The following is a 15,738-nucleotide window of genomic DNA, read 5'->3' on the forward strand; positions in this document are numbered from 1 at the left end:
CCCAAGGATTCGAGTAAGACACATGCCAAAACGTACAGACATCAAAAGCATCCTGATCCTCGGCGCCGGCCCGATCGTCATCGGCCAGGCCTGCGAGTTCGACTACTCCGGCGCCCAGGCCTGCAAGGCCCTGAAGGAAGAAGGCTTCCGCGTCATCCTGGTGAACTCCAACCCGGCCACCATCATGACCGACCCGGCCATGGCCGACGCCACCTACATCGAGCCGATCAAGTGGTCGACCGTGGCCAAGATCATCGAGAAGGAGCGCCCCGACGCCCTGCTGCCGACCATGGGTGGCCAGACCGCGCTGAACTGCGCCCTGGATCTGGAGCGCCATGGCGTCCTGGAGAAGTTCGGGGTCGAGATGATCGGTGCCAACGCCGACACCATCGACAAGGCCGAGGACCGTTCGCGCTTCGACAAGGCGATGAAGGACATCGGCCTGGCCTGCCCGGTTTCCGGCATCGCCCACAGCATGGAAGAAGCCTACGGCGTGCTGGAGAAGGTCGGCTTCCCCTGCATCATCCGTCCGAGCTTCACCATGGGCGGCACCGGCGGCGGCATCGCCTACAACCGCGAGGAGTTCGAGGAAATCTGCGCCCGCGGCCTGGACCTGTCGCCGACCAACGAGCTGCTGATCGACGAGTCGCTGATCGGTTGGAAGGAATACGAGATGGAGGTGGTTCGCGACAAGAAGGACAACTGCATCATCGTCTGCTCCATCGAGAACTTCGACCCCATGGGGGTGCACACCGGCGACTCCATCACCGTCGCCCCGGCCCAGACCCTGACCGACAAGGAATACCAGATCCTGCGCAACGCCTCCCTGGCGGTGCTGCGCGAGATCGGCGTGGAAACCGGCGGCTCCAACGTGCAGTTCGGCATCTGCCCGAACACCGGGCGCATGGTGGTGATCGAGATGAACCCGCGGGTGTCGCGTTCCTCGGCCCTGGCCTCCAAGGCCACCGGCTTCCCGATCGCCAAGATCGCCGCCAAGCTGGCGGTCGGCTACACCCTCGACGAGCTGCAGAACGACATCACCGGTGGGCGCACCCCGGCCTCGTTCGAGCCGGCCATCGACTACGTGGTGACCAAGATCCCGCGTTTCGCCTTCGAGAAGTTCCCCAAGGCCGACGCCCGCCTGACCACCCAGATGAAGTCCGTGGGCGAGGTCATGGCCATCGGCCGCACCTTCCAGGAGTCGGTGCAGAAGGCTCTGCGCGGCCTGGAAGTCGGCGTCGCCGGCTTCGATCCCAAGCTCGACCTCAACGACCCGGAAGCCGAGAGCGTGCTCAAGCGCGAGCTGACCGTGCCGGGTGCCGACCGCATCTGGTTCGTCGCCGACGCCTTCCGTGCCGGCAAGAGCGTCGCCGAAGTCTTCGAACTGACCCGCATCGACGAGTGGTTCCTGGTGCAGATCGAGGATCTGATCAAGGACGAGGAGCGGGTCAAGACTCTCGGCCTGGCCAGCATCGACCGCGAGCTGATGTACAAGCTCAAGCGCAAGGGCTTCTCCGATGCGCGCCTGGCCAAGCTGCTCGGCGTCACCGAGAAGAACCTGCGCAGCCAGCGCCATAAGCTCAAGGTGCTGCCGGTGTTCAAGCGTGTAGACACCTGCGCCGCCGAGTTCGCCACCGATACCGCCTACATGTACTCGACCTACGAGGAAGAGTGCGAGGCGGCGCCGTCCGCCCGCGACAAGATCATGATCCTCGGCGGCGGTCCCAACCGCATCGGCCAGGGCATCGAGTTCGACTACTGCTGCGTGCACGCGGCGCTGGCCATGCGCGAAGACGGTTACGAGACCATCATGGTCAACTGCAACCCGGAAACCGTGTCCACCGACTACGACACCTCCGATCGCCTGTACTTCGAGCCGGTGACCCTGGAGGACGTGCTGGAGATCGTCCGCGTCGAGCAGCCCAAGGGCGTCATCGTGCAGTACGGCGGGCAGACCCCGCTGAAGCTGTGCCGCGCCCTGGAAGAGGCCGGCGTGCCGATCATCGGCACAAGCCCGGACGCCATCGACCGCGCCGAAGACCGCGAACGCTTCCAGCAGATGGTCGAGCGCCTCAACCTGCGCCAGCCGCCGAACGCCACCGCGCGCAGCGAAGACGAGGCCCTGGCCGCATCCAAGGCCATCGGCTATCCGCTGGTGGTGCGTCCGTCCTACGTGCTGGGCGGCCGCGCCATGGAAATCGTCTATCAGGAAGACGAGCTCAAGCGCTACATGCGCGAGGCGGTGCAGGTGTCCAATGACAGTCCGGTGTTGCTGGATCACTTCCTCAACTGCGCCATCGAGGTGGACGTGGATGCGGTGTGCGACGGCGAGACCGTGGTGATCGGCGCGATCATGCAGCACATCGAGCAGGCCGGCGTGCACTCCGGCGACTCGGCCTGCTCCCTGCCGCCCTACTCGTTGCCGGCGCACATCCAGGACGAGATCCGCGAGCAGGTCAAGAAGATGGCCCTGGAGCTCGGCGTGGTCGGTCTGATGAACGTGCAGATGGCCGTGCAGGGCGAGGATATCTTCGTCATCGAGGTCAATCCGCGCGCTTCGCGTACCGTGCCGTTCGTTTCCAAGTGCATCGGCGAGTCGCTGGCCAAGGTGGCCGCTCGGGTCATGGCCGGCAAGAGCCTGGCCGAAGTCGGCTTCACCGAGGAAATCATCCCGCCCTTCTACAGCGTCAAGGAGGCGGTATTCCCCTTCGCCAAGTTCCCCGGCGTCGACCCCATCCTCGGCCCGGAGATGAAGTCCACCGGTGAGGTCATGGGGGTCGGCGACAGCTTCGGCGAGGCCTTCGCCAAGGCCCAGCTGGGGGCCAGCGAGATCCTGCCGAACAGCGGTTGCGCCTTCATCAGTGTGCGCGAGGATGACAAGCCGGCCGCGGTGCAGGTCGCTCGCGACCTGGTCGAGCTGGGCTTCGAGGTGGTCGCCACCGCCGGTACTGCCCGGGTCATCGAGGCGGCCGGTCTGCCGGTGCGCCGCGTGAACAAGGTGACCGAGGGGCGTCCGCATGTCGTTGACATGATCAAGAATGACGAGGTCACCCTCATCATCAACACCACCGAGGGGCGTCAGTCCATCGCCGACTCCTACTCGATTCGTCGTAACGCCCTGCAGCACAAGATCTACTGCACCACCACCATCGCGGCGGGTCAGGCGATCTGTGAGGCGCTCAAGTTCGGTCCCGAGAAGACCGTGCGCCGGCTGCAGGATCTGCATGCAGGAATCCAGGCATGAATAAATACCCGATGACCGTCCAGGGCGCGCGCGCCCTGGAGGAAGAACTGGCTCATCTGACCAAGGTCGTCCGTCCCAAACTCAGTCAGGACATCGGCGAGGCGCGCGAACTGGGCGACCTCAAGGAGAACGCCGAGTACCATGCCGCTCGCGAGCAGCAGGGCATGGTTGAGGCGCGCATCCGCGATATCGAGGGGCGTCTGCAGAACGCCGTGATCATCGACGTCACCACCATCGCCCACACCGGCAAGGTGATCTTCGGCACCACGGTGGAGATCGCCAACGTCGAAACCGACGAGAGTGTGGTCTACAAGATCGTCGGCGAGGATGAGGCCGACATCAAGCAGCGCAAGCTGTCGGTCAGCTCGCCCATCGCCCGCGCCCTGGTGGGCAAGGAGGAGGGCGATGTGGTGGCGGTGCATACGCCGAGCGGTCTGGTCGAATATGAGATCGTCGAGGTTCGCCATATCTGAGCGACAGGCCTTGGGTGCCGGCGCCATCAGCTGGCTGCTGGCCCAGACCTTCTGGGTCGGCGGCTTGTGGCTGCTGAAGTTCCTGGTGCTGCCGGCGCTGGCCAAGCTGGGGCTGGCGCCGCTGCTGATCGAGGAGATCGGCGCGACACTGACCGCGCTGTTGATCGGCCTGGCGGCCTGCTGCGTCCTGCTGCAGCTATGGGTGCTGGTGCGGGTCGAGCGTCTGGCGAGTCTGTGGCGGGACCTGCGTGGTCAGCTTCTGCTGACCGTGTTGCTGATGGCGGGCGGTTACTTCGTGGTACGCCAGTGGTGGCCGGACGCCCAGCGCTGGCTGCTGTTCAGCTACCTGGTGTCGGCGTTCTGTGGATTGCTGCTGGTGTTGCAGCCGGTGCCGGTCCGTCGCGACTGACAGGCGAGGCAAGCCGACGGCGGCGAGGCGGTCGGCTTGTGCCGCATCAGCCCTGGAAGCGGCTGATGTTGGAGAGGTTCTTGTTCGGCTTGGGATTCTTGCGGTAGATCAGCGCCATCTTGCCGATGACTTGCACCAGTTCGCCACGGCCGGCCTTGCACAACTCATCGATCGCGGCCAGGCGATCTTCGCGTTCGGTGATGCGCAGTTGAACCTTGATCAGTTCGTGGTCGTTCAGTGCGCGCTCCAGTTCGGCCAGAACGCCCTCGGTCAAACCGTTGTCGGCCACGATCAATACCGGTTTCAGGTGGTGGCCGATAGATTTGTATTGTTTCTTCTGCTCCTGAGTGAGCGGCATAATCTGACCCCTGCTTCTGATCTGGTAAAAAAGCGGCGGCTAGTTTACCCGAGCGCCTTCGGGCCCGCCCAGTTATTCACGACCTGCACAAATTAGAGGTGCCGTGTGGCCCGCTCCAAGACCAGCCCCCGTTGGCTGAAAGAACACTTCGACGATCCCTACGTCAAAATGGCGCAGAGGGACGGTTACCGTTCGCGCGCCAGCTACAAGCTGCTGGAGATCCAGGAGAAGGACCGCATCCTGCGGCCGGGCATGACGGTGGTCGACCTCGGCGCCGCTCCGGGCGGCTGGTCGCAGGTGACCAGTCGCCTGATCGGCGACAAGGGCACCCTGATCGCCTCCGACATCCTGGAGATGGACAGCATCCCGGATGTCACCTTCATCCAGGGCGACTTCACCGAGGACGCGGTGTTCGCGCAGATCCTCGAGGCGATCGGCGGCAAGCCGGTGGACCTTGTGATTTCCGATATGGCCCCCAATATGAGTGGGGTAAGGGCGGCCGACCAGCCGCGCGCCATGTACCTGTGCGAGTTGGCCCTGGATCTGGCGGGGCGCGTGTTGCGCCCGGGCGGCGACTTCCTGATCAAGATCTTCCAGGGCGAAGGTTTCGATCAGTACCACAAGCAGGTGCGCGAGATGTTCGACAAGGTGCAGATGCGCAAGCCGTTGTCGTCTCGCGATCGCTCCCGTGAGCAGTATCTGTTGGCCCGTGGCTTCCGCGGCGCCTGACACCGATGCAACCAAGGGCGGGGCTGTCAGTCCAACGCTTTGACGGTAGGGTGTTCGACGGCGGGGCTGTTGGCGTCAAATAAAGGGTTACAGACCGCGTCTGCCAGCAGCAGGCGTTGTGTAGTAAGTTAGATCGGTACATAACTGGTCGTCATGCGAAGCACGCTTGCGCACGGGGCCTGCTTCAGAGGGTAGCTAATTGAACGACATGGCAAAGAATCTGATCCTGTGGCTGATCATCGCTGCTGTTTTAGTCACGGTGATGAACAATTTCTCCAGCCCGAGCGAGACGAATAAGCTCAACTACTCGGACTTCATCGAGCAGGTTCAGGACGGCCGGGTTCAGCGGGTTACCGTTGACGGCTACATCATCAACGGGGTGCGCATCGACGGCTCGTCCTTCGAGACCGTGCGTCCGGCCATTCAGGACAACGGCCTGATCAAGGACCTGATCGACAACAACGTCGAGATCGTCGGCAAGCAACCGGAGCAGCAGAGCATCTGGACCCAGTTGCTGGTGGCCAGCTTCCCGATCTTGGTGATCATCGCCGTGTTCATGTTCTTCATGCGCCAGATGCAGGGCGGTGCGGGCGGCAAGGGCGGGCCCATGAGTTTCGGCAAGAGCAAGGCACGCCTGCTGTCCGAGGATCAGGTCAAGACCACCTTCGCCGATGTCGCCGGCTGCGACGAGGCCAAGGAGGAGGTCAGCGAGCTGGTGGAGTTCCTCCGCGACCCGGGCAAGTTCCAGCGCCTCGGCGGGCGCATTCCGCGCGGCGTGTTGATGGTCGGCTCACCCGGTACCGGCAAGACCCTGCTGGCCAAGGCCGTGGCCGGCGAGGCCAAGGTGCCGTTCTTCACCATTTCCGGCTCCGACTTCGTCGAGATGTTCGTCGGTGTCGGCGCCTCCCGCGTGCGCGACATGTTCGAGCAGGCGAAGAAGCATGCCCCTTGCATCATCTTCATCGACGAGATCGATGCGGTCGGTCGTCATCGTGGCGCCGGCATGGGCGGCGGGCATGACGAGCGCGAACAGACCCTCAACCAGTTGCTGGTGGAGATGGACGGCTTCGAGATGAACGATGGTGTGATCGTCATCGCCGCCACCAACCGTCCCGACGTGCTCGACCCGGCGCTGCTGCGCCCCGGTCGCTTCGACCGTCAGGTGGTGGTCGGCCTGCCGGATATTCGCGGCCGCGAGCAGATCCTCAAGGTGCATATGCGCAAGGTGCCGATGAGCGAGGACGTCAACCCGGCAGTGATCGCCCGCGGTACCCCGGGCTTCTCCGGTGCCGACCTGGCCAACCTGGTCAACGAGGCCTCGCTGTTCGCCGCTCGCGCCGGCAAGCGTCTGGTGGAAATGAAGGAGTTCGAGCTGGCCAAGGACAAGATCATGATGGGCGCCGAGCGCAAGACCATGGTCATGTCCGAGAAGGAGCGCCTCAATACCGCGTTCCATGAGGCCGGTCACGCCATAGTCGGGCGTCTGGTGCCGGAGCACGATCCGGTCTACAAGGTGTCGATCATTCCGCGCGGCCGCGCCCTGGGCGTGACCATGTTCCTGCCGGAGGAAGACCGTTACAGCCTGAGCAAGCGGGCGCTGACCAGCCAGATTTGTTCGCTGTTCGGCGGGCGTATCGCCGAGGAAATGACCCTGGGATTCGAAGGGGTCACCACGGGGGCGTCCAACGACATCCAGCGTGCCACCCAGCTGGCGCGGAACATGGTGACCAAGTGGGGCCTGTCCGAGAAGCTCGGCCCGCTGATGTATGTCGAGGAAGAGGGCGAGGTGTTCCTCGGTCGCAGCATGGGCACCCAGCACAGCAACGTCTCCGCCGACACGGCGAAGATGATCGACCTGGAGGTGCGCAGCATCATCGATCAATGCTATGCCACCGCCAAGCGCCTGCTGGAGGAAAACCGCGACAAGCTCGACGCTATGGCCGAGGCTTTGATGAAGTACGAGACCATCGACGCCGAGCAGATCGATGACATCATGAACGGTCGCACGCCCCGTGAACCGAAGGGGTGGGGTGGTGGCGATAGCGCGGGCAAGCCTTCGGCCAAGGCCGACGAGGCGGATAGCTCCGAGAAACCTATCGGTGGTCCCGCCGCCGAGCATTAAGGTCGCACATGTCCCTAGCCTTAGATGCGAACCGGCTGCCCTGTGGCAGCCGGTTTCTTGATTTGTCCCGTCCACAGGTGATGGGCATCCTCAACGTAACCCCTGACTCGTTCTCCGATGGCGGTCGCTTCAGTCGGCGCGATGCGGCGCTGCGCCATGCGGCCGAGATGGTGCGCGCCGGGGCGACGCTGATCGACGTCGGTGGCGAGTCGACCCGCCCCGGTGCCCGCGCGGTATCGCCCGTCGAAGAGCTGGAGCGCGTAGCGCCGGTGGTGGAGGCCATTGCCGCCGAGCTCGATGTGATCATCTCGGTGGATACCTCGACGCCGGCGGTCATGCGCGAATCCGCGCGCCTGGGTGCCGGATTGATCAATGATGTGCGCTCGCTGCAGCGCGACGGCGCGCTGGAGGCCGTCGCCGCCAGTGGCCTGCCCGTGTGCCTGATGCACATGCGCGGCGAGCCGAGCACCATGCAGCAGAGTCCCAGCTATGCCGATATCTTGTGCGAGGTGCGCGGTTTTCTGGCCGAGCGGCTGGCGGCCTGTGCGACGGCCGGTATCGCCGCCGAGCGGGTGATCCTCGATCCGGGCTTTGGCTTCGCCAAGACCCTGGAGCACAATCTCAGTCTATTCAAGCGCCTGGAGTCGTTGCATGAACTCGGGCGGCCATTGCTGGTCGGTGTTTCGCGCAAGAGCATGATCGGTCGGGTGCTCGGTCACGAGGTGGGCGAGCGCCTGTACGGCAGCCTGGCCCTGGCGGCGCTCGCCGTGGCCAAGGGCGCGCACATCGTTCGGGTTCACGACGTGGCGGAAACGGTCGACGTGGTGCGCATGATCGCCGCGGTCGAAGCGGCCGAATAATTCAGAAGGAAGTCTGGTTATGGGTAGAAAATATTTCGGTACTGACGGTATTCGTGGGCGTGTCGGTGAGTTTCCCATCACCCCGGATTTCATGCTCAAGCTCGGCTGGGCAGCCGGCATGGCGTTTCGCAAGCAGGGCAAGTGCCGCATCCTGATCGGCAAGGACACGCGCATTTCCGGCTACATGTTCGAGTCGGCCCTGGAGGCCGGGCTGCTGGCGGCCGGTGCCGACGTGATGCTGCTGGGGCCCATGCCGACGCCGGCGATCGCCTACCTGACCCGCACCTTCCATGCCGAGGCGGGCATCGTCATCAGTGCCTCGCACAATCCGCACCATGACAACGGCATCAAGTTCTTCTCCGGCCAGGGCACCAAGCTGCCTGACGAAGTGGAGCTGATGATCGAGGAGCTGCTCGACGCGCCCATGACCGTCGTCGAGTCCGAGCAACTGGGCAAGGTAACGCGTATCAACGATGCGGCCGGTCGCTACATCGAGTTCTGCAAGGCCAGTGTGCCGACCAGTACCGACTTCACCGGGCTGAAGCTGGTGGTCGACTGTGCCCATGGCGCAGCCTACAAGGTGGCGCCCAGTGTATTCCGCGAGCTCGGCGCCCAGGTGTCGGTGCTTTCCGCGCAGCCCAACGGGCTCAATATCAACGACGGCTGCGGTTCGACCCACATGGACGCGCTGCAGGCCGAGGTGGTCGCCCAGCAGGCCGATCTGGGTATCGCCTTCGATGGCGATGCCGATCGGGTGCTGATGGTCGATCACACCGGCGCCCTGGTCGATGGCGACGAGCTCTTGTACATCATCGCCCGCGACCTGCAGGAGCGAGGCAAGCTGCACGGCGGGGTGGTCGGTACCCTGATGAGCAATCTCGGTCTGGAGCTGGCCTGCGCCGACCTGGGCATTCCCTTCGTGCGCGCCAAGGTCGGTGACCGTTATGTCATTGCCGAGTTGCTCGCGCGGAGCTGGCAGCTCGGCGGGGAGAACTCCGGCCATCTGGTGTGTTTCCAGCACACCACCACCGGCGATGCGGTCATCGCCGCCTTGCAGGTGTTGCTGGCGCTCAAGCGCCGGGGGCAGAGCCTGGCCGAGGCTCGCCAGGGCATGCGCAAGTGCCCGCAGGTGCTGGTGAATGTGCGCTTCGCTGGCGGCGAGGACCCGCTCGAGCATCCGGCGGTGCAGGATGCCAGTGCGCGGGTGACCGAGCGCATGGCTGGGCGTGGGCGTGTACTGCTGCGTAAATCCGGTACCGAGCCGCTGGTGCGGGTCATGGTCGAGGGCGACGACGAGGGCCAGGTGCGCGGCTATGCCGATGAATTGGCTAAAGTTGTTGCCGAAGTTTGTGCTTGATGCGGCTTGCCAGGCCGAGAGCTGTTGGGTAACATCTGCGCCCTCTTTGACCTACGAGGTAAAGCATGCGTCGCCCCCTGGTTGCTGGTAACTGGAAAATGCACGGTACCCGCGCCAGCGTCGCAGAGCTGATCGAAGGTCTTCGCCGGCAGTCGTTGTCGGGTGATGCTGAGGTGGCAGTCTTTCCGTCCTGCCTGCATATCGCGCAGGTCGTAGAGGGGCTGGCTGAGGTGCCTGTGGTGATTGGTGGTCAGGATTGCGCGGTCGAGCCCCAGCAGGGTGCACTGACTGGCGAGGTGGCTGCCAGTCAGTTGCGGGAGGCCGGTTGTGCGATGGTGCTGGTTGGGCACTCGGAGCGCCGTTTGTCCCTGGGCGAGTCCGATGAGGTTGTGGTGCGCAAGTTTGTTGCGGCTCAAGCCTGTGGTTTGATTCCGGTGCTCTGTGTGGGGGAGACCCTGGCGCAGCGTGAGGCGGGTGAAACCTTGGTCGTGGTGGGGCGTCAGCTGGCTGCGATTGTCGATGCTCAGGGGGTTGGGGTGTTTGCCCGCGCTGTAGTGGCGTACGAGCCGGTCTGGGCGATAGGCACCGGGCTGACGGCCTCGCCCGAGCAGGCGCAAGAGGTGCATGCGGCCATACGGGCGCGGCTCGCGGCGCAGGATGCCGATGTGGCGGGTAAGGTAAGAATTCTTTATGGCGGCAGTGTCAAGGCTGCCAATGCTGCCGAGCTGTTCGGCATGCCGGATATAGATGGGGGGCTTGTGGGTGGAGCCTCTCTGAATGCGGATGAGTTCGGTGCGATCTGTCGCGCCGCGGGAAACTGAAAACATGCTGGAAACAGTCGTAGTAGTTCTTCATCTGCTGGGTGCGATCGGTGTGGTCGCGCTGGTGCTGTTGCAGCAGGGTAAGGGTGCCGATGCGGGTGCGTCTTTCGGGTCGGGTGCTTCTGCTACCGTTTTCGGTAGTCAAGGTTCCTCTACCTTTCTGAGTCGTGTTACTGCTATACTTGCCACCGCTTTTTTCTTAACCAGCTTGGGCTTAGCGTTCTTTGCTAATCAAAAAGCTGATGTGTTGAGCCAGGTGGGGCTGCCAGCCCCGGCGGTTGAGGAAGTGCAGCAAGAAAGACCGGCAGCTGAAGATGTGCCGGTGCTCGAAGAGCAGAAGTCGGCGGCGGAAGCGGCGGACGTACCTCAGGCTCCAGAGCAGCAGTAAATGCGGTAATTAGCTTCAAACGATTTTGCCGAGGTGGTGGAATTGGTAGACACGCTACCTTGAGGTGGTAGTGGCCATAGGCTGTAGGGGTTCGAGTCCCCTCCTCGGTACCAATTTACGAGAAGGCCCGCTACATGCGGGTCTTTTCGTTGCTGGAGCTTCGGTTGACCCCTCTGTGGGTTCGGCCGTATACTTCGGCCCCAGCTTTGACGCGGGGTGGAGCAGTCTGGTAGCTCGTCGGGCTCATAACCCGAAGGTCGTTGGTTCAAATCCAGCCCCCGCAACCAGTAGTAGCGGAGCCCCTGTCAAGGGGCTTTTTGCTAGCTGGGAGACAGTTTTTTCGGCCGGTCGAGCCGAATCGAAGGGATGGGCGTTTCGCCCATTTTTTATTTGTACAGCATGCGCGAGGGGTTCAGGTGTCGAGCAAGCTAGAACAGTTGCAGGCCTTGGTGGCCCCGGTAGTCGAGGCACTCGGCTATCAATGCTGGGGTGTCGAGTTCCTGTCGCAAGGGCGGCATTCGCTGCTGCGTATTTATATCGATCATGCCGACGGCGTTCTGATTGACGATTGCGAGAAGGTCAGTCGGCAGGTCAGTGGCGTCCTCGATGTCGAAGACCCGATCAGCGCGGAGTACACCCTGGAGGTGTCTTCGCCGGGCATGGATCGACCACTGTTCACGCTGGAGCAGTTCGCCAGCTATATCGGTGAACAGGTGAAGATCAAGCTGCGTTCGCCGTTCGAAGGGCGTCGCAACTTTCAGGGTCTCCTTCGCGCTGTGGAGGAGCAGGACGTGGTGGTGCAGGTGGATGACCACGAGTTCCTGTTGCCGATCGACTCGATCGACAAGGCCAATGTTATCCCCCGGTTTGATTGAGACGCGGATCCCGCGGGGTACGCGGATTGCGTGGATCCCAATGGATTGCGAAAGGCGAGGCGTACGATGAGCAAAGAAGTACTGCTGGTTGTTGAGTCGGTGTCCAACGAAAAGGGCGTTCCGGCCGGCGTGATTTTCGAGGCGCTGGAGTTGGCCCTGGCCACTGCGACCAAGAAACGTTTTGAAGATGAAGTCGAGTTGCGGGTGGCAATCAATCGCCTGACCGGCAACTACGAGACTTTCCGCTGCTGGACAGTGGTAGAAGAGGAAGAGTTCGAGGACCCGGCCTACCAGCTGACCACGGACATGGAGCGTGCGCGCGAAGCCAATGCCAAGGTCGGCGATGTGCTCGAGGAGAAGATCGAGTCCATCGAGTTCGGTCGCATCGCCGCGCAGACCGCCAAGCAGGTGATCGTGCAGAAGGTGCGCGAGGCCGAGCGGGCGCAGGTGGTCGAGGCCTATCGCGAGCGTCTGGGCGAGATCATCTCCGGCACCGTGAAGAAGGTGACCCGCGACAGCGTCATCGTCGACCTGGGCAACAACGCCGAAGCCCTGCTGGCCCGTGAAGACATCATCTCCCGCGAGACTTTCCGTGTCGGTGCGCGTCTGCGTGCATTGCTCAAGGAAATCCGCACCGAGAACCGCGGCCCGCAGCTGATCCTCTCGCGCACCGCACCGGAAATGCTGATCGAGCTGTTCCGCATCGAAGTGCCGGAGATCGCCGAGGAGCTGATCGAAGTCATGGCGGCATCCCGCGACCCGGGTTCGCGCGCCAAGATCGCGGTGCGCTCCAAGGACAAGCGCATCGATCCGCAGGGCGCCTGTATCGGCATGCGTGGTTCGCGCGTGCAGGCGGTTTCCGGTGAGTTGGGCGGCGAACGGGTGGATATTGTGCTGTGGGACGAGAACCCGGCGCAGTTCGTCATCAACGCCATGTCGCCGGCGGAAGTGGCGGCGATCATCGTCGACGAAGATGCCCATGCCATGGACATCGCCGTCGCCGAGGACAACCTGGCCCAGGCCATCGGCCGCGGCGGTCAGAACGTCCGTTTGGCCAGCCAGCTGACCGGCTGGACGCTGAACGTGATGAGTGAGGCGGACATCCAGGCCAAGCAGCAGGCCGAGACGGGCGACATCCTGCAGCGCTTCATCGACGAGCTGGAAGTCGACGAGGAGCTGGCCCAGGTGTTGGTGGAAGAAGGCTTCACCAGCCTGGAAGAAATCGCCTACGTGCCGATGGAAGAGATGCTCAGCATCGAGGGGTTCGACGAGGAAATCGTCAACGAACTGCGCGCGCGGGCTAAGGACCGCCTGCTGACCAAAGCCATCGCCACAGAAGAAAAGCTGGCAGACGCCCACCCGGCCGAAGACCTGCTCTCTCTTGAGGGCATGGAAAAGGGTTTGGCGCAGGAACTGGCAGTGCGCGGCGTGGTTACCCGCGAAGACCTGGCCGAGCAGTCGATCGACGACTTGCTCGACATAGACGGCATCGACGAAGAGCGTGCCGGCAAGCTGATCATGGCCGCCCGAGCCCACTGGTTCGAGTAAGTTTTACGGCCTGAGGAGAGAAATGCATGTCGCAAGTCACGGTGAAAGAACTGGCCCAAGTGGTCGACACACCGGTAGAGCGCCTGCTGCAGCAGATGCGAGAGGCGGGTTTGCCGCACAGCAGTGCCGAGCAAGTTGTCACCGATAACGAGAAGCAAGCCCTGCTGGCTCATCTCAAGAGCAGCCACGGCGATAAGGTCGAAGAGCCGCGCAAGATCACCTTGCAGCGCAAGACCACCAGCACCCTGCGGGTGGCTGGCAGCAAGACCATCAGCGTCGAAGTGCGCAAGAAGAAGACCTTCGTCAAGCGCAGCGCCGAAGAGATCGAAGCCGAGAAGCAGCGCGAGCTGGCCGAGCAGCGCGCAGCCGCCGAGGCGGCGCGCCTGAAGGCCGAGGAAGAGGCCAAGCGTCGCGCCGAGGAAGAGGCCAAGCTCAAGGCGGCCTCCACCAAGGTCGAGGAGAGCGCCCCGGCGCCGGCTTCTGCGACCGTGGTCGAATTGCCGGTGGCCGCTCCGGTGGTGGAAGAGCGCAAGAAGGAAGAGCCGCGTCGCGCCGACAAGGTGCGTGGCGATGACGATCGTCGTGGCGAGCGCAAGACCACCCAGCATCGCCCGACCGTCAAGGAGAAGGCGCCGGCCCCGCGCGTCGCGCCGCGCACCATCGACGAGGAGAGCGATGGCTTCCGTCGTGGCGGCCGCGGCAAGTCCAAGCTGAAGAAGCGCAATCAGCATGGCTTCCAGAGCCCGAGCGGGCCTATCGTCCGCGAAGTGGCGATCGGTGAGACCATCACCGTCGGCGAGCTGGCTCAGCAGATGGCGGTGAAGGCCGCCGAAGTGATCAAGTTCATGTTCAAGCTGGGCACTCCGGTGACCATCAACCAGGTGCTGGATCAGGAAACCGCGCAACTGATCGCCGAAGAGCTGGGCCACAAGGTCAAGCTGGTCAGCGACAACGCCCTGGAAGAGCAGCTGGCCGAGTCCCTGAAGTTCGAAGGCGAGGCGATCTCCCGTGCGCCGGTGGTGACCGTGATGGGCCACGTCGACCACGGCAAGACCTCGCTGCTCGACTACATCCGTCGTGCCAAGGTGGCGGCGGGCGAGGCCGGCGGCATCACTCAGCATATCGGTGCCTACCACGTGGAAACCGACCGCGGCATGGTCACCTTCCTCGATACCCCGGGCCACGCCGCGTTCACCCAGATGCGTGCCCGTGGTGCCAAGGCCACCGACATCGTCATCCTGGTGGTGGCGGCCGACGACGGCGTCATGCCGCAGACCCAGGAAGCCGTGCAGCACGCCAAGGCTGCCGGTGTACCGATCGTGGTCGCGGTGAACAAGATCGACAAGCCGGAGGCCAACCCGGACAACATCAAGAACGGCCTGGCCGCTCTGGACGTGATTCCGGAAGAGTGGGGCGGTGACGCACCCTTTGTCCCTGTCTCGGCGAAGATGGGTACCGGCGTCGACGAGCTGCTCGAAGCCGTGCTGCTGCAGGCCGAAGTCCTCGAGCTCAAGGCCACGCCGACCGCCCCTGGGCGCGGCGTGGTGGTGGAATCGCGTCTGGACAAGGGCCGTGGCCCGGTGGCGACCCTGCTGGTACAGGACGGCACCCTGCGTCAGGGCGACATGGTCCTGGTCGGCTCCAACTATGGCCGCATCCGCGCCATGCTCGACGAGAACGGCAAGCCGGTGAAAGAGGCCGGCCCGTCGATCCCGGTCGAGATCCTCGGCCTGGACGGTACGCCGGATGCCGGTGACGAGATGACCGTGGTGGCCGATGAGAAGAAGGCCCGCGAGGTCGCCCTGTTCCGTCAGGGCAAGTTCCGCGAGGTCAAGCTGGCCCGGGCTCACGCCGGCAAGCTGGAGAACATCTTCGAGAGCATGGGCCAGGACGAGAAGAAGACCCTCAACATCGTCCTCAAGGCCGATGTGCGCGGTTCGCTCGAGGCCCTGCAGGGCTCGCTCAGCGGTCTGGGCAACGACGAGGTGCAGGTGCGTGTGGTCGGTGGCGGTGTCGGTGGTATCACCGAATCCGACGCCAACCTGGCGCTGGCCTCCAACGCCGTGCTGTTCGGCTTCAACGTGCGCGCCGATGCCGGCGCCCGGAAGATCGTCGAGCAGGAAGCGCTGGACATGCGTTACTACAACGTCATCTACGACATCATCGAAGACGTCAAGAAGGCCCTCACCGGCATGCTCGGCAGCGACGTTCGCGAGAACATCCTGGGTATCGCCGAGGTCCGCGACGTGTTCCGCTCGCCGAAGTTCGGCGCGGTGGCCGGTTGCATGGTCGTCGAGGGCGTGGTGCACCGCAACCGTCCGATCCGCGTACTGCGCGACGACGTGGTGATCTTCGAGGGCGAGCTGGAATCCCTGCGCCGCTTCAAGGACGACATGTCCGAAGTGCGGGCCGGCATGGAATGCGGCATCGCGGTGAAGAGCTACAACGACGTCAAGGTCGGCGACAAGATCGAAGTGTTCGAGAAAGTCCAGGTGGCTCGCAGCCTCTAAGGCGACGAGTCGCAACATGCAGCGCCCGGCCCCGCTCTCGCGCG

At 63.7% G+C, this 15,738-nt stretch carries 13 protein-coding genes and 2 tRNA genes; 14 read left to right on the forward strand and 1 reads right to left on the reverse strand.

The genetic code is table 11. The features are described from left to right. The first annotated feature begins 22 nt into the window (after positions 1–22). The 3 genes from carB to SBP02_RS03285 are packed head-to-tail and all read left to right on the forward strand — an operon-like array spanning position 23 to position 4,126. Complete coding sequence (gene carB, locus SBP02_RS03275; protein WP_318644987.1) at positions 23–3,244, forward strand: carbamoyl-phosphate synthase large subunit; 3,222 nt, start codon at positions 23–25, stop codon at positions 3,242–3,244. Continuing rightward, positions 3,241–3,717, forward strand: a complete 477-nt coding sequence (greA, locus tag SBP02_RS03280) for a transcription elongation factor GreA (RefSeq protein WP_318644988.1) — start codon at positions 3,241–3,243, stop codon at positions 3,715–3,717. Before carB ends, greA begins: the two co-directional genes overlap by 4 nt. A gap of 10 nt (positions 3,718–3,727) precedes the next feature. Further along, positions 3,728–4,126, forward strand: a complete 399-nt coding sequence (locus SBP02_RS03285) for a DUF4149 domain-containing protein (RefSeq protein WP_318644989.1) — start codon at positions 3,728–3,730, stop codon at positions 4,124–4,126. A 46-nt stretch (positions 4,127–4,172) separates the two neighbouring features. Here SBP02_RS03285 and yhbY read toward each other — a convergent pair whose 3' ends face one another. Next, entirely contained in the window at positions 4,173–4,484 is a 312-nt protein-coding gene (gene yhbY, locus SBP02_RS03290; RefSeq protein WP_255839960.1) for a ribosome assembly RNA-binding protein YhbY, read from the reverse strand. A 105-nt stretch (positions 4,485–4,589) separates the two neighbouring features. Between yhbY and rlmE the strand changes: the two genes are divergently transcribed. The 11 genes from rlmE (at position 4,590) to infB (ending at position 15,694) form a co-directional block, all read left to right on the forward strand. Next, the gene (gene rlmE / locus SBP02_RS03295) at positions 4,590–5,213 is read left to right on the forward strand and encodes a 23S rRNA (uridine(2552)-2'-O)-methyltransferase RlmE (RefSeq protein ID WP_318644990.1); all 624 of its coding nucleotides are present in this window, start codon (positions 4,590–4,592) and stop codon (positions 5,211–5,213) included. A 208-nt stretch (positions 5,214–5,421) separates the two neighbouring features. Beyond that, the gene (gene ftsH / locus SBP02_RS03300; RefSeq protein ID WP_318644991.1) at positions 5,422–7,335 is read left to right on the forward strand and encodes an ATP-dependent zinc metalloprotease FtsH; all 1,914 of its coding nucleotides are present in this window, start codon (positions 5,422–5,424) and stop codon (positions 7,333–7,335) included. A gap of 8 nt (positions 7,336–7,343) precedes the next feature. Next, a complete protein-coding gene (gene folP / locus SBP02_RS03305; protein WP_318644992.1) occupies positions 7,344–8,195 on the forward strand; it encodes a dihydropteroate synthase in 852 nt (283 codons plus the stop codon). 19 nt (positions 8,196–8,214) lie between these two features. Further along, positions 8,215–9,552 carry a phosphoglucosamine mutase gene (gene glmM, locus SBP02_RS03310; RefSeq protein ID WP_318644993.1) on the forward strand — a complete coding sequence of 446 codons (1,338 nt, stop codon included), beginning with the start codon at positions 8,215–8,217 and terminating at the stop codon, positions 9,550–9,552. Positions 9,553–9,617: 65 nt separating this feature from the next. Further along, a complete protein-coding gene (gene tpiA, locus SBP02_RS03315) occupies positions 9,618–10,373 on the forward strand; it encodes a triose-phosphate isomerase (protein WP_318644994.1) in 756 nt (251 codons plus the stop codon). Between the two features lie 4 nt (positions 10,374–10,377). Further along, positions 10,378–10,761, forward strand: coding sequence for a preprotein translocase subunit SecG (secG, locus tag SBP02_RS03320; RefSeq protein WP_318644995.1), 384 nt, complete (start codon positions 10,378–10,380; stop codon positions 10,759–10,761). Between the two features lie 27 nt (positions 10,762–10,788). Beyond that, positions 10,789–10,874: transfer RNA gene (locus SBP02_RS03325), tRNA-Leu, on the forward strand. A 97-nt stretch (positions 10,875–10,971) separates the two neighbouring features. Further along, positions 10,972–11,048, forward strand: a tRNA-Met gene (locus SBP02_RS03330). Positions 11,049–11,177: 129 nt separating this feature from the next. Next, positions 11,178–11,636 carry a ribosome maturation factor RimP gene (gene rimP / locus SBP02_RS03335; RefSeq protein WP_318644996.1) on the forward strand — a complete coding sequence of 153 codons (459 nt, stop codon included), beginning with the start codon at positions 11,178–11,180 and terminating at the stop codon, positions 11,634–11,636. A 66-nt stretch (positions 11,637–11,702) separates the two neighbouring features. Continuing rightward, entirely contained in the window at positions 11,703–13,184 is a 1,482-nt protein-coding gene (gene nusA / locus SBP02_RS03340; RefSeq protein ID WP_318644997.1) for a transcription termination factor NusA, read from the forward strand. Positions 13,185–13,210: 26 nt separating this feature from the next. Beyond that, entirely contained in the window at positions 13,211–15,694 is a 2,484-nt protein-coding gene (infB, locus tag SBP02_RS03345) for a translation initiation factor IF-2 (RefSeq protein ID WP_318644998.1), read from the forward strand. The last annotated feature ends 44 nt before the right edge of the window (positions 15,695–15,738 follow it).

The sequence above is a fragment of the Pseudomonas benzenivorans genome (assembly GCF_033547155.1).
GTDB classification, from domain to species: domain Bacteria; phylum Pseudomonadota; class Gammaproteobacteria; order Pseudomonadales; family Pseudomonadaceae; genus Aquipseudomonas; species Aquipseudomonas benzenivorans_B.